Annotated in this window: 14 protein-coding genes; 9 read left to right on the forward strand and 5 right to left on the reverse strand. The window is 65.6% G+C overall.

Going from position 1 to position 12785, the window contains the following annotated elements; genetic code table 11:
- Window positions 1-36 precede the first annotated feature (36 nt).
- Window positions 37-876, forward strand: coding sequence for a hypothetical protein (locus EPN51_RS21950; protein WP_293046896.1), 840 nt, complete (start codon window positions 37-39; stop codon window positions 874-876).
- 144 nt (window positions 877-1020) lie between these two features.
- Here EPN51_RS21950 and EPN51_RS21955 read toward each other — a convergent pair whose 3' ends face one another.
- Entirely contained in the window at window positions 1021-1881 is an 861-nt protein-coding gene (locus tag EPN51_RS21955) for a MaoC family dehydratase (RefSeq protein ID WP_293046898.1), read from the reverse strand.
- Between the two features lie 5 nt (window positions 1882-1886).
- On the reverse strand, window positions 1887-3590 hold the full coding sequence (gene kstD / locus EPN51_RS21960; RefSeq protein ID WP_293046899.1) for a 3-oxosteroid 1-dehydrogenase: 1704 nt from the start codon (window positions 3588-3590) through the stop codon (window positions 1887-1889).
- Window positions 3591-3661: 71 nt separating this feature from the next.
- Between kstD and EPN51_RS21965 the strand changes: the two genes are divergently transcribed.
- The 7 genes from EPN51_RS21965 to EPN51_RS21995 all read left to right on the forward strand — a co-directional run bounded on the left by EPN51_RS21965 (window position 3662) and on the right by EPN51_RS21995 (window position 10051).
- Entirely contained in the window at window positions 3662-4447 is a 786-nt protein-coding gene (locus EPN51_RS21965) for a 2-keto-4-pentenoate hydratase (RefSeq protein WP_293046901.1), read from the forward strand.
- Window positions 4448-4499: 52 nt separating this feature from the next.
- Window positions 4500-5432 (forward strand): acetaldehyde dehydrogenase (acetylating), encoded by a 933-nt coding sequence (locus EPN51_RS21970; RefSeq protein ID WP_293046903.1) that lies wholly within the window; start codon window positions 4500-4502, stop codon window positions 5430-5432.
- The gene (gene dmpG, locus EPN51_RS21975) at window positions 5429-6484 is read left to right on the forward strand and encodes a 4-hydroxy-2-oxovalerate aldolase (protein WP_293046905.1); all 1056 of its coding nucleotides are present in this window, start codon (window positions 5429-5431) and stop codon (window positions 6482-6484) included. The genes EPN51_RS21970 and dmpG overlap by 4 nt, the downstream gene beginning before the upstream one ends.
- 62 nt (window positions 6485-6546) lie before the next feature.
- Window positions 6547-6858, forward strand: a complete 312-nt coding sequence (locus tag EPN51_RS21980; RefSeq protein WP_293046907.1) for a hypothetical protein — start codon at window positions 6547-6549, stop codon at window positions 6856-6858.
- A gap of 88 nt (window positions 6859-6946) precedes the next feature.
- Complete coding sequence (locus EPN51_RS21985; protein WP_293046909.1) at window positions 6947-8074, forward strand: hypothetical protein; 1128 nt, start codon at window positions 6947-6949, stop codon at window positions 8072-8074.
- Window positions 8071-8853 carry an SDR family oxidoreductase gene (locus EPN51_RS21990; protein WP_293046910.1) on the forward strand — a complete coding sequence of 261 codons (783 nt, stop codon included), beginning with the start codon at window positions 8071-8073 and terminating at the stop codon, window positions 8851-8853. Before EPN51_RS21985 ends, EPN51_RS21990 begins: the two co-directional genes overlap by 4 nt.
- Before the next feature lie 52 nt (window positions 8854-8905).
- Window positions 8906-10051 carry a sulfotransferase gene (locus tag EPN51_RS21995; protein WP_293046912.1) on the forward strand — a complete coding sequence of 382 codons (1146 nt, stop codon included), beginning with the start codon at window positions 8906-8908 and terminating at the stop codon, window positions 10049-10051.
- Window positions 10052-10109: 58 nt separating this feature from the next.
- Here EPN51_RS21995 and EPN51_RS22000 read toward each other — a convergent pair whose 3' ends face one another.
- Entirely contained in the window at window positions 10110-10556 is a 447-nt protein-coding gene (locus EPN51_RS22000) for a hypothetical protein (RefSeq protein ID WP_293046914.1), read from the reverse strand.
- Between the two features lie 5 nt (window positions 10557-10561).
- Window positions 10562-11740 (reverse strand): Rieske 2Fe-2S domain-containing protein, encoded by a 1179-nt coding sequence (locus EPN51_RS22005; RefSeq protein ID WP_293046916.1) that lies wholly within the window; start codon window positions 11738-11740, stop codon window positions 10562-10564.
- A 114-nt stretch (window positions 11741-11854) separates the two neighbouring features.
- Between EPN51_RS22005 and EPN51_RS22010 the strand changes: the two genes are divergently transcribed.
- Window positions 11855-12379 (forward strand): gamma carbonic anhydrase family protein, encoded by a 525-nt coding sequence (locus EPN51_RS22010; RefSeq protein ID WP_293046918.1) that lies wholly within the window; start codon window positions 11855-11857, stop codon window positions 12377-12379.
- On the opposite strand, the gene EPN51_RS22015 is transcribed toward EPN51_RS22010, so the two are convergent.
- Complete coding sequence (locus tag EPN51_RS22015; protein ID WP_293046920.1) at window positions 12376-12783, reverse strand: nuclear transport factor 2 family protein; 408 nt, start codon at window positions 12781-12783, stop codon at window positions 12376-12378. The genes EPN51_RS22010 and EPN51_RS22015 overlap by 4 nt on opposite strands.
- Window positions 12784-12785 lie beyond the last annotated feature (2 nt).

The raw sequence follows: 12785 nt of genomic DNA on the forward strand, positions 1-12785 counted from the left end.
CGCGGCGGTGTCAGTGGGCGATGGCACACTCCCGCCATGGGAGAACCGTTCATCGGCAGTGAGGCCGTAGCGGCCGGCGTGGCTTCGCATAGCCAGCTACGCCGCAAATACACGCGTGTCTTCCCCGATGTCTATATCGCTCAAGGCACTGAGTTGACGCACGTGGTGCGCTCCCGGGCCGCTTGGCTGTGGTCGCGGCGTCGTGGCGTGCTCGCGGGCTTTTCGGCTGCGAGCCTGCACGGCAGCAACTGGGTAGACGCGGCGCGGCCCGTTGACATCATTCATGACAACCGGCATGCACCATCAGGTCTGAAGACCTGGGGCGACCGGCTCGAGGGCGACGAGTTCGTATTGATCGACGGAGTCGCCGTGACGACTCCAGTACGCACCGCTCTGGACCTCGCATGTTGGTATCCGATTACGACAGCAATCGCCGCGATCGACGCGCTGGCGCGGGTGACCGATGTCAAGATGGCTGATGCGGAGCTGCTAGCTGCGCGATATCGCGGACGTCGTGGGATTGACGGTGCACGCGCCTCGCTCGACCTCGTCGACGCGGGTGCCCAATCGCCCAAGGAGACCTGGTTGCGGCTGGTATTGGTGCGGGCCGGATTGCCGCGGCCACAGACCCAGATCCCGGTGGTCGATGAATTCGGCAGTACTTTTGCCTTTCTTGACATGGGTTGGGACGACGTTAAGGTCGCTGTCGAATATGACGGGGACCAGCATCGTAGCGATCACTCTCAATACGCCTGGGACATCACGAGACTCGAAAGGCTGCGGCGTTGTGGGTGGATTGTGGTCAGGGTGATTGCCGGTGACCGGCCCGCCGATATTGTTCGCAGGGTGCGTGACGCGCTTGCTTGTCGAGCGTGACAGTGGAGTCACGCTCGACGTCGAATGTGACTGTGGCGTCACACTCGAGCCGTTGCCGCACACTCGGCGCACGCAGGCCGCACACTCGGCGCACGCAGGCCGCACACTCGGCGCAAGAAGGGCGCAGGAAGGCCGGAGAGGCCCCTAGGCCGGAACCAACTCGACGCCGGAGAGCACCACGGCGTTGTCGCGCGAGGGCGCGACAACGCTGGCCAAAAAGCGGCCGCTCTCCTTCCAGATGCCGACCCTGAGCGTTTCGCCGGGGAATGCGACCCCGGCGAAACGCGCGCCGTAGGCCGCCACCGCGCCGGTGTCACCGTCGAGCAGCGCGTCGGTGATCGCCTTGCAGGTCATCCCGTACGTGCACAGCCCGTGCAGGATGGGCTGGGAAAAGCCTGCGGCAGCGGCGAATTCGGGGTCCGAGTGCAGCGGGTTGCGGTCGCCGCACAGCCGGTAGAGCAGCGCCTGCTGCGGCAGGATCGGCACGTCGACCTCGAGATCGGGAGCCCGGTCGGGCGCGGCGTCCGACGTTGACGGGCCGCGCTCACCACCGAAGCCGCCTTCGCCGCGGGCGAAGATCGACCGTCGCTGTGTCCACAACAGCGTGCCGTCGGGCGCGGTCACCTGCGTCTCACTCCAGATCACCGCTGCCTTGCCCTTGTCCCAGATGTCCGTGAACCGGGTGACGGCCTTGCCCGAGCCCGACGGCGGCAGCGGCGCGGGCGCCTCGACCCGCTCGCTGGCGTGCAGCACCTTGCCCAGCTCGATGTCGATGCCCGGGAACCGTACGGTCGGCGGTTTCGTGGCGTGGAAGGTCGCGGCCACGTTGCCGAACGTGGGTAGCACCTGCGGGGTGTCGTCGATCAGGTAGCGAAGCTCTCGCGGATCCATCGGATCTGCGCCCGCGCCGAGTCCGAGGTGGTAGAGCTGCACATCACTACTGACCCAAGAGAATTCGATGGGATCCAGCTCGGCATTCAGCGCGACGTCTACGTCGATTGGCATTTCGGTTACCTTTCCCCGGCTCCGCCGGCAATGTGCAATGCCGCCAGGTAGCCGAACGTCATCGCCGGGCCGATGGTGCCACCCGGGCCGGGGTAGGTGTGGCCCATGACCGGGGCACTGACATTGCCTGCGGCGTAAAGGCCTTCGATGATACTGCCATCGTCGCGCAGCGCCCGGCCATGGACATCCGTGCGGATACCGCCCTTGGTACCCAGGTCGCCGGGCACCATCTTGGCGGCGTAGTACGGTGCGCGACTGATCTCGCCGAGGTTGGGATTCGGCTTGTTGGTCGGGTCCCCGTAGTACCTGTCGTAGGCGCTCTCGCCGCGCTGGAAGTCCAGATCGATACCGGAGCGCGCGAAACCGTTGAAACGCTCGACGGTGGCGGCGAATTCGCTCACCGGAAGACCGGCCTGCTGCGCCAGCTCCGAAAGTGTGTCGGCCACGATGATGACGCCGGACTCCAGCCACTTACGCGGAATACGTTGTCCGGGCTGTAATCCCGCGAAGATGTAGCGGTCCCGGTACTGCTGGTCGAATACCAGCCATGCGGGGATGTTCTCGCCGGGCCCGGGGCCCTGACCGTATTCACCGCCATACATGTGATGGCAGGCTTCGACGTAGGGCATCGATTCGTTCATGAACCGCTTGCCCGACATGTTGACGATGATCGACCCGGGCGAGTTGCGCTCGGACAACGCGAACCACGGTGCACCCACCAGCGGGACGGTCGGGCCCCACCAGGCGTCTTCCATGATGTCCAAGGCGGCGCCGAGCTTTTCGCCCGCCAGAATCCCGTCACCGGTGTTGGCCGTCGCGCCGACCGTCCACTCGGTGCTGATCGGCGCGCGCTGGTATTTGACCCGCATCTGTTCGTTGTGCTCGAACCCGCCCGACGCCAGGATCACCCCGCGCCGGGCCAGGATCAGCCGGGGCTCATCCGATGCCTGCTCCGTTCCGGGCGCTTCGGCGTGCGTTACAAAGACGCCGCGCACCACACCGTCTTCGACGTACAGGTCGGTGAGCGCGGTGTCGAGCACGACCGGAACCCCGGCGTGTTGCAGCCCGATCCGCAGCGGCCCGATCAGCGCCCGTCCCATGCCGACGAGGTTCTTACCGGTCGCCTTGGCCCACATTGTGCGGGCGCCGACCTTCAGGCTGCGCAGCACGCCCCGGGGGTGGCGCTTCAGCTGGTTCAACCGCACGTAATCCTGTTGCATCACCACGACGTTGAGCGGCACTTTGCCGTACGCGGGCTCCAGGCCGGACTCATCGGCGCCGAGCTTGCGGGCGTTGAACGGCTTCGGCTCGATCGACCGGCCCTCCGCGCGGCCGCCCGGCGACTCGGGGTAGTAGTCGGAGTAACGCGGCACCCAGCACATCTTCAACGGTGTGTGCTTCAGCACGAAAGACAACATCTCGGGCCCGCGCTCGAGGTAGGTATCGATGCGCTCCGGCTCGACGACGCTGCCGATGATTCCGTGCAGATAGGTGCGGGCCGCTTCGGCGGTGTCCTTGACCCCGTCACGCTTGAGCACTTCGTTATTTGGGATCCAAACGCCGCCGCCCGACCGTGCGGTCGAGCCTCCGAAGTGGGGGGCCTTTTCGATGACTATGGTGGAAAGACCCCGGTGAGCGGCGGTAAGGGCGGCCACCATGCCGGCTCCACCGCTCCCGACCACGACGACGTCGTACTCCTGCGCTGACATGTAGAACACGTTATAGAATTGCCCGGGGCGGCCGCTACTGGGCCGGCCGACCGTACGAGGAGAGTTTGAAAATGCTCAGTGTTGTCACCCGCGACGAGCTCGCTGCCGACTTGGCGCAGGCCGAGCGGAGCGGTGAGCCGATCGCCCCGTTGACTGCCGCCTATCCGGACATCGACGTCGTCGACGCGTATGAGATTCAGCTGATCAATATTCGTCAGCGGGTCGCCGAGGGTGCCCGGGTGCTGGGGCACAAGGTGGGGCTGTCGTCGTTGGCCATCCAGCAGATGATGGGGGTCGACGAGCCGGATTACGGGCATTTGCTCGACGACATGCAGTTGTTCGAAGACACCCCGGTCAAGGCGAACCGCTACCTGTACCCCCGGGTCGAGGTCGAGGTCGGTTTCGTCTTGAACGCGGACCTGCCGGGTGCGGGCTGCACCGAGGACGACGTGCTGGCGGTGACCGAGGCGTTGGTCCCGTCCATCGAGCTGATCGATACCCGCATCACCGACTGGCAGATCGGATTGTGCGACACCATCGCCGACAACGCCTCGTCGGCCGGTTTCGTGCTGGGACAGGCGCGCGTTTCCCCCCGCGACATCGACGTCAAGGGGATCGACGCGGTGCTGCGCTGCAACGGTGAGGTCGTCGCGCAGGGCCGTACCGATGCGGTGCTGGGCAACCCGGTCACCGCGGTGGCCTGGCTGGCGCGCAAGGTGGACGGCTTCGGCGTGCGGTTGCGCAAGGGTGACGTGGTGCTGCCCGGATCGTGCACGAAAGCGATCGACGCACACCCGGGCGACAACTTCGTCGCCGACTTCGCGGGCCTCGGTTCGGTGCGTCTATCGTTCGAATAGGCTCGAATTAAATCGACTAACTTAAATCTCAGGAGCTTCGAAAAGGGGCATCATGCCGGCTAAGGCGAGTGTGGCAATTGTCGGGTCGGGCAACATCAGCACCGACCTGCTGTACAAGCTGTTGCGATCGGAGTGGCTGGAGCCGCGCTGGATGGTCGGCATCGACCCGGACAGTGAGGGCCTGGCGCGGGCCCGCAAGCTGGGCTTGGAGACCACCCACGAGGGGGTGGACTGGCTGTTGGCGCAGTCGGAGAAGCCCGATCTGGTGTTCGAGGCCACCAGCGCCTACGTGCACCGCGACGCGGCCCCCAAGTACGAGGCCGCCGGCATCCGGGCCATCGACCTGACGCCGGCCGCGGTGGGCCCCGCGGTGATCCCGCCGGCCAACCTGCGCCAGCATTTGGATGCGCCCAACGTCAACATGATCACCTGTGGCGGGCAGGCCACCATCCCGATCGTGTTTGCGGTCTCGCGTGCGGTGGCCGACCTCGGTGGCGTGCCCTATGCCGAGATCGTCGCCTCGGTGGCCTCGCTGTCGGCAGGGCCGGGCACCCGGGCCAACATCGACGAGTTCACCAAGACCACCAGCAGGGGTGTGGAGACCATCGGCGGCGCCAAGCGGGGCAAGGCGATCATCATCTTGAACCCGGCCGACCCGCCGATGATCATGCGCGACACCATCTTTTGCGCCATTCCCGAGGACGCCGATCGGGACGCGATCGCCAAATCCATCCACGACGTGGTGGCCGAGGTGGCGACCTACGTGCCTGGCTACCGGCTGCTCAACGAACCCCAATTCGACGACCCGTCGATCAACTCCGGCGGCCAGGCCCTGGTCACCACGTTCGTCGAAGTCGAGGGCGCCGGCGATTACCTGCCCCCGTATGCGGGCAACCTGGACATCATGACCGCTGCGGCCACCAAGGTCGGTGAACAGATCGCCAAGGAATCCTTGACCGCGACGGCCCGAGGAGCCCAATCATGAGTGACATCTTCTTCAACCCGGTGTGGGACGTCCGGATGACCGACACGTCGTTGCGGGACGGCTCCCATCACAAACGCCACCAGTTCACCGCCGACGAGGTCGGCGCGATCGTGGCCGCCCTGGATGCCGCGGGGGTGCCCGTCATCGAGGTCACCCACGGCGACGGCCTGGGCGGCTCGAGCTTCAACTACGGGTTCTCCAAGACCCCCGAGCAGGAGCTGATCAAGCTCGCCGCCGAGACCGCCAAAGAGGCGAAGATCGCCTTTTTGATGCTGCCCGGCGTGGGCACCAAGGAAGACATCAAAGAGGCCCAGAACAACGGCGGCTCGATCTGCCGGATCGCCACGCACTGCACCGAGGCCGACGTGTCGATCCAGCACTTCGGCCTGGCCCGCGAACTCGGCCTGGAAACCGTCGGGTTCTTGATGATGAGCCACACCATCTCGCCCGAGAAGCTGGCCGCCCAGGCCCGCATCATGGCCGACGCCGGCTGCCAGTGCGTCTACGTGGTCGATTCGGCCGGGGCGCTGGTTCTCGAAGGCGTGCGGGACCGGGTCGCCGCGCTGGTGGCCGAACTCGGCGACGACGCCCAGGTGGGCTTTCACGGGCATGAAAACCTCGGGCTCGGGGTGGCGAACAGTGTCGAGGCCGTGCGGGCCGGCGCCAAGCAGATCGACGGCTCCTGCCGCCGCTTCGGCGCCGGGGCGGGCAACGCCCCCGTCGAGGCACTGATCGGGGTGTTCGACAAGATCGGCGTCAAGACCGGCATCGACTTCTTCGACATCGCCGACGCCGCCGAAGAGGTCGTCGCCCCCGCCATGCCCGCCGAGTGCCTGCTCGACCGCAACGCCCTGATCATGGGCTACTCCGGGGTCTACTCCAGCTTCCTCAAGCACGCCATCCGCCAGGGCGAGCGCTACGGCGTCCCGGCGCATGAGCTGCTGCACCGCGCCGGCCAGCGCAAACTCATCGGCGGCCAGGAGGACCAGCTCATCGACATCGCGCTCGAGATCAAGCGCGAGCAGGAGAGCGGCGCCGCGGCCTCGCGTTGACCCGCCGTTTCCGGGGCGGCAGGCACAGGCCAGGCAAAGCTACCGCGCGTAGCCTGGTACGCATGAGCACATCCAACGCAGTCGGCGCTCGTCGCCGCGGACTGTTCGGCCTGCTCGCCGGGGGGCTATTGACCGTGACCGCCGCGACGGTGATCGCGCTGCCCCTGGCGACCACGGCCAGCGCCAGTCCTCCGTGCGATCAGACCGTCGGTAATTCCATCGACTCGTACCTGCAGAAGCACCCGGACCTGCACCAGCAACTGCAGGCGAAATCCCAGGCCGAGGGCGGCAACGGCAACGTCATGGACTACCTGAACCGGCATCCCGACGTGCGGCAGCATCTGATCGACCTGTCGCAGCAGTGCGCACCCTAGCGAATCTGCGTCGTCTTTGAACCCCGCGGCCGACGCGCGGGAACGTTGGCCATTGACGAAAAAGTAGAACACGTTCTAGCGTCTAGGCGTGTTCTCTGATCCTCTCACCTCCGCGATCGCCGAGGCCGAAGAACTTGTCGCCGCCGCACCGCACATCGAGACCGAAGCCGACCTGCTCGAAGGACTCCAATATCTCGCCGGGTGTATCGCGGCGTGCACGCATCTGGCCTTCGACTACGACCGCGACCACCCCTTCCTGCAGTCGGGCACCGGGCCGTTCACCAAGATGGGCCTGGACAACCCCGACACGCTGTACTTCGGGACCCGGGTGCACGCCGACCACGATTACGTCGTCACCGGCCGGCGCGGCACCACCACCGACCTGAGTTTCCAGTTGCTGGGTGGCGAGTACACCGACGACAACGTGCCCGCCAGCCAGGCCGCGTTCGACGACCGGGAGCTGCAGATCGCCGCCGACGGCAGCTTCGAGTGGCGGGTGCGACCGACCAGCCCCGGACAGCTGGTCATCCGCGAGGTGTACGGCGACTGGGCGGCGCAGCGTGGCACGCTGGCGATTTCCCGGCTGGACACCGCGGGCACCGCCCCGCCGCCGCTCACTCGCACAACCATCGAAAAGCGTTTTGCCACAGCCGGAAAGCAACTTGTGAACCGGGTAAAGACGTGGCTGCAGTTCCCGCAGTGGTTCTATTTCAACATCCCGGTCAACACGATGGTCGCACCCCGGTTGACGCCCGGCGGGCTGGCGACCCAGTACTCGTCGGTCGGGCACTACGAGCTGCGGCCCGACCAGGCGCTGGTGATCACCATCCCGGTCACCGACGCTCCCTACCTCGGGTTCCAGCTGGGCAGCCTGTGGTACATCTCGCTGGACTACATCAACCACCAGACGTCGCTGAACAACACTCAGGCGCAAGCGGATCCGGACGGCAAGGTGCGCATCGTCGTCGCCGACCAGAACCCCGGCGTGACCAACTGGGTGGAGACGCTCGGGCATCGGAAGGGCATCTTGCAGTTCCGCTGGCAGCGGGTGTCGCGTCAACTGACCGATGCCGACGGTCCCACCGTCGAGCTGGTCGACTGCGACGCCGTACCGGCAACGCTGCCGTATTTCGACCATAACAAAATTTCCGAGGAAGACTGGCGCGCGCGAATCGCCCTGCGTCATCAACAAATTCAGGCGAGGATGCTGGGATGACGAAGTTGCTCGATGGCAAGGTTGTGGTGATCAGCGGCGTCGGCCCGGGTCTGGGTACGACGCTGGCGCACCGATGCGCGCGAGAGGGTGCCGACCTGGTGCTGGCGGCCCGCACGCCGGAACGCCTGGACGACGTCGCCAAGCAGATCGCCGACATCGGGGGCCGTGCGACGACGGTGCGCACCGATATCACCGATGACGGCCAGGTGAACCACCTCGTCGCCGCCACGCTGGACGCCTACGGCAAGGTCGACGTGCTGATCAACAACGCGTTCCGGGTGCCGTCGATGAAGCCGTTGGCCGGCACCACGTTTCAGCACATTCGCGACGCGATCGAACTCAGCGCGCTCGGTGCGCTGCGGCTGATCCAGGGCTTTACCGAGGCGCTGGCGGAATCCAAGGGCTCGGTCGTGAACGTCAACTCCATGGTGATCCGGCACTCACAAGCCAAGTACGGCGCATACAAGATGGCCAAATCTGCGCTACTGTCCATGTCGCAGTCGCTGGCCACCGAGCTCGGCGACCAGGGAATCCGCGTCAATTCCGTTGCGCCCGGATACATCTGGGGTGACACGTTGCAGGCCTACTTCAACCATCAGGCCAGCAAGTACGCCACCACGGCCGAGCAGATCTATGCGGCCACCGCGGCGAACTCCGACCTCAAGCGGCTGCCCACCGAGGACGAGGTCGCCTCGGCAATTTTGTTCATGGCCAGTGACTTGTCCAGCGGCATCACCGGACAGACCCTGGACGTCAACTGCGGGGAGTATCACACCTGATGATCGGCGCTGACGATGCAGGGCGCGGCGATGAGCAGGAGGCGGCGCGACAATGAGCGATCGCACCGATATCGGTACCGTCGACGAGCTGCACGCATCGGCCACCAAGCTGACCGGGCTCGACGACTTCGGCGTCGACGACGACAACTATCGCGAAGCGCTTTCAGTGCTGCTGGACTCCTACCGGCGTGAAGCCGGCCTTACGGTGTTGGGCAGCAAGATGAATCGCTTCTTCCTGCGCGGCGCGCTGGTGGCCCGGTTGCTGTCCGAGGCATCGTGGAAGCAGTTCCCGCAGCACGCCGACGTCGCGATCGAACGCCCGATTTTCGTCACCGGACTGGTGCGCACCGGAACCACGGCGTTGCACCGTCTTCTGGGTGCCGACCCGGCGCATCAGGGCCTGCACATGTGGCTGGCCGAATTCCCGCAACCGCGTCCGCCGCGCGAGACGTGGGAGTCGCACCCGCTGTACCGCCAGCTCGACGCGCAATTCACCAAGCACCACCGGGACAACCCCGGCTACACCGGCCTGCATTTCATGGCCGCATACGAGCTGGAGGAGTGCTGGCAGCTGTTGCGGCAGTCGCTGCATTCGGTGTCCTATGAAACGCTGGCGCATCTCCCGACTTACGCGCACTGGCTGTCGGGGCAGGACTGGACACCGTCATATCGGCGGCACCGCAGGAACCTTCAGCTGATCGGGCTCAATGACGCCGACAAGCGGTGGGTGCTGAAAAATCCCAGCCACCTGTTCGCGTTGGACGCGTTGATGGCGACCTACCCCGACGCACTGGTGATCCAGACTCATCGACCGGTCGAAACGATCATGGCCTCGATGTGCTCGCTGGCGCAGCACACCGCCGAGGGATGGTCGACATCGTTCACCGGGGCCCAAATCGGTGCTGACGCAATGGAAACCTGGTCGCGAGGATTGGAGCGTTTCAACACCGCCCGAGCCAAATACAGTCCCGCCCAGTTCTACGACGTCGACTACAGGGAACTGATCGCCGATCCGATGGGCACCGTGGCCGATGTCTACCGGCACTTCGGTCTGACACTGACCGATGAGGCCAGAGCCGCCATGGAACGGACCCACGCCGACAGCCAGTCCGGTGAGCGCGCGCCGAAGCATTCCTACTCGCTGGCCGACTATGGCCTCAGTGTCGAGACGGTCAAGGAGCGCTTCGCCGGGCTGTGACCGCGGCGAGAGCGCAACTGGCGACACCTTTCCAAGTGGCGCCGACGGTACGCGGTGACTAGGCGTCGGCCTCGTTTTCGAGGTAGCCCTCGGCGACGGCGTGCTCAATGCTGTCGGTCAGTTTGGGGCAGGACCGGGTGCGCGCGGTATCGCCACCGGACGCGCGCACTTCGGTGAAGTGCGCGCAACGCTGCCACGCTTCGGTGTTCCATTGCACGGCAGTGTGCCCCGGCCCAAGCCGGCGCACCGTGACGCGGACGTGGCAGAAACGGCAGTCCACCGGTAACAGACCCGAGTTGAGGTAGCGCTCACGGTCGGCGCGGCTGGCATTGGCCACCGCCGCCGCCCGCTGCGGATCATTGGCGAAATCCCTTGACTTCGACCATGATCCAGAACCACCGTCGCGGGCGGGCTCCTCCTTGTGGTCGTGATGATCGCCGTGCAGCTGCAACATCGACCGCGCAAGCCGATCGACGTCAGGTACCGCTGGCTGATCGTCGCCCATGATTCCTAGTGGTGCTCCGCCGGGACGTCGCCGGAAACCGTCTCGTCCGCCTCTGTTCCGTTGGCCTTGAGATTCTCCTCGACCTCGGAGTTCCAATATTCGTTGGCGCGGGTGGTGTCCACCTCGATCTCGAAGCGTTCCACCATTTCCGGCTCGATGTCGGCGACGTCGACATAGAACTGTTGATACCAACGGCGTAGCTGGTAGACAGCGCCGTCTTCCTCGACCAGCAGCGGATTGTCGATGCGGGTCTTGTACTTCCAGATCTCGACGTCCTGCAGGAATCCCTTGCTGACGCCCTCGGTGAACACCCTCGACAGCTTGTCGGTCATCTTGTCATCCATGCCCTTGGGCTTTTCCACGGTGACGCCCCACTGCAGCACGAACGAGTTCTGGGTCACCGGGTAGTGGCAGTTGATCAGGATCGACTCGGCCTTGTAGTCGCCGTAGCTGTTGTGCAGCCAGTTGATCATGAACGACGGCCCGAAGTAGGACGCCTCGGAATCCAGGTGTGCCTCACCGTAAGACGTGCCGAGATCGCTCACGTCGGGCCGGCCCACGTTGTGCAGGTACTGCGACGCGATGTGACCCTCGAAGACGTTCTTGAAGTACGTCGGCAATCCGAAATGGATGTAGAAGAAGTGCGCCATGTCGGTGACGTTGTCGATGATGTCGCGGCAGTTGGACCCCTCGATGAGGATGCTGTTCCATCGCCACTCGGTCCATTCGTCGCTGTGGGCTTCCGGGATGTCCGGGATTTGCACGGCGGGATCCGGCGGATTGTTTTCGTGGTCGTGCCAGACGAACAGCAGCCCGCCGCGCACGTCCGTCGCCCACGACCGCGTGCGCGCCGTCTTGGGCGTGCGCTTGGCGTACGGCACCAGCTTGCAGCGGCCGTCGCCGCCCCAGCGCCAGTCGTGAAACGGGCAGGCGACCTCGTCGCCCTTGATGGTGCCCCTCGACAGGTCTCCACCCATGTGCCGGCAATAGCCGTCGAGGACCTTGATGTCCCCATGGGAGTCGGCGAAGACCACCAGCTTGGTGCCGAAAGCCTCGATGGAATGCGGCTTGCCGTCCTGGAAGTCTTTCGCGACGCCCAGGCAGTGCCAGCCGCGGGCGTATCTGGTCGGCAAAGCACCGGGATCGATTTCCCGGATGCCAACCGCCTTGGTGTCGGTACTCACCTGTCACCTCCAACTAGTGGCCCTCTAACTAGAACACGTTACAGTTTTGCGCCGGGGGCGCGCAACGAAGGCAAGCCTGGCTCGGTCATATGCATCCTGGGGTATATCTAGACGATGCCGCTGTTTGCGTTCGAGGGCCGGTCACCACGGGTCGATCCCACCGCTTTCGTGGCCCCGACGGCCACTCTGATCGGCGACGTCGTCGTGGAGGCGGGGGCCTCGATCTGGTTCAACGCCGTACTGCGCGGCGACTACGGGCCCATCGTGGTGCGCGAGGGCGCCAATGTGCAGGACGGGTCGGTGCTGCACGCCCCTCCCGGCATCCCGGTGGACATCGGTCCCGGTGCGACGGTGGCGCATCTGTGCGTGATACACGGCGCGCACGTGGGGTCCGAGGCGCTGATCGCCAACCACGCCACCGTTCTGGACGGCGCGGTGATCGGCGCGCGCAGCCTTGTTGCGGCGCATTCACTGGTCACGGCCGGCACCCAGATCCCGGCCGGGATGCTGGCCGTCGGCGCGCCGGCCCAGATCAAGGGCCCGGTCGCCGGAACCGGCGCCGAGCTGTGGGTCACGGTGAATCCGCAGGCCTACCGTGATCTCGCCCAGCGGCATCTGGCCGGGTTGGAGCCGATCTAGACCTTGCGCGTGTTGGCCGCCGCGCGGTCCATCTCCCAATAGGCGCGCAGGGCCGCGAGCTTGCCCTCGTCGTTGGCTTTGTAGGTGAACACGCCCTCGGCGGTCGTCTGGTATTCGCCCGTGGTGATGAGGATGTGCCCGACGTTGGCTTCCTCGTTGCCGCACTGATACGTGTCGCGGAAAACGAACTCGATCTTCGCGGTGGGGGCGATGGCCTTGTCCCAGAACGCCGAAATCGCGTCCCGGCCGCGGTGCCCTTTGCCTTCGGGGTCGAACGCCGAGGGGCCGATCGGGTCCTCGACGATGGCGTCGTCGGCGAACACCGCCAGCCAGGCATCCTTGTCCCTGGCCGCCACCGCCTCGCGGGAGCGGCGGCCGGCCTCGTGCGCGGGATGCTCAGTCATCG

Origin of the sequence: Mycobacterium sp. (genome assembly GCF_004298145.1) — a bacterium.
GTDB lineage: Bacteria > Actinomycetota > Actinomycetes > Mycobacteriales > Mycobacteriaceae > Mycobacterium.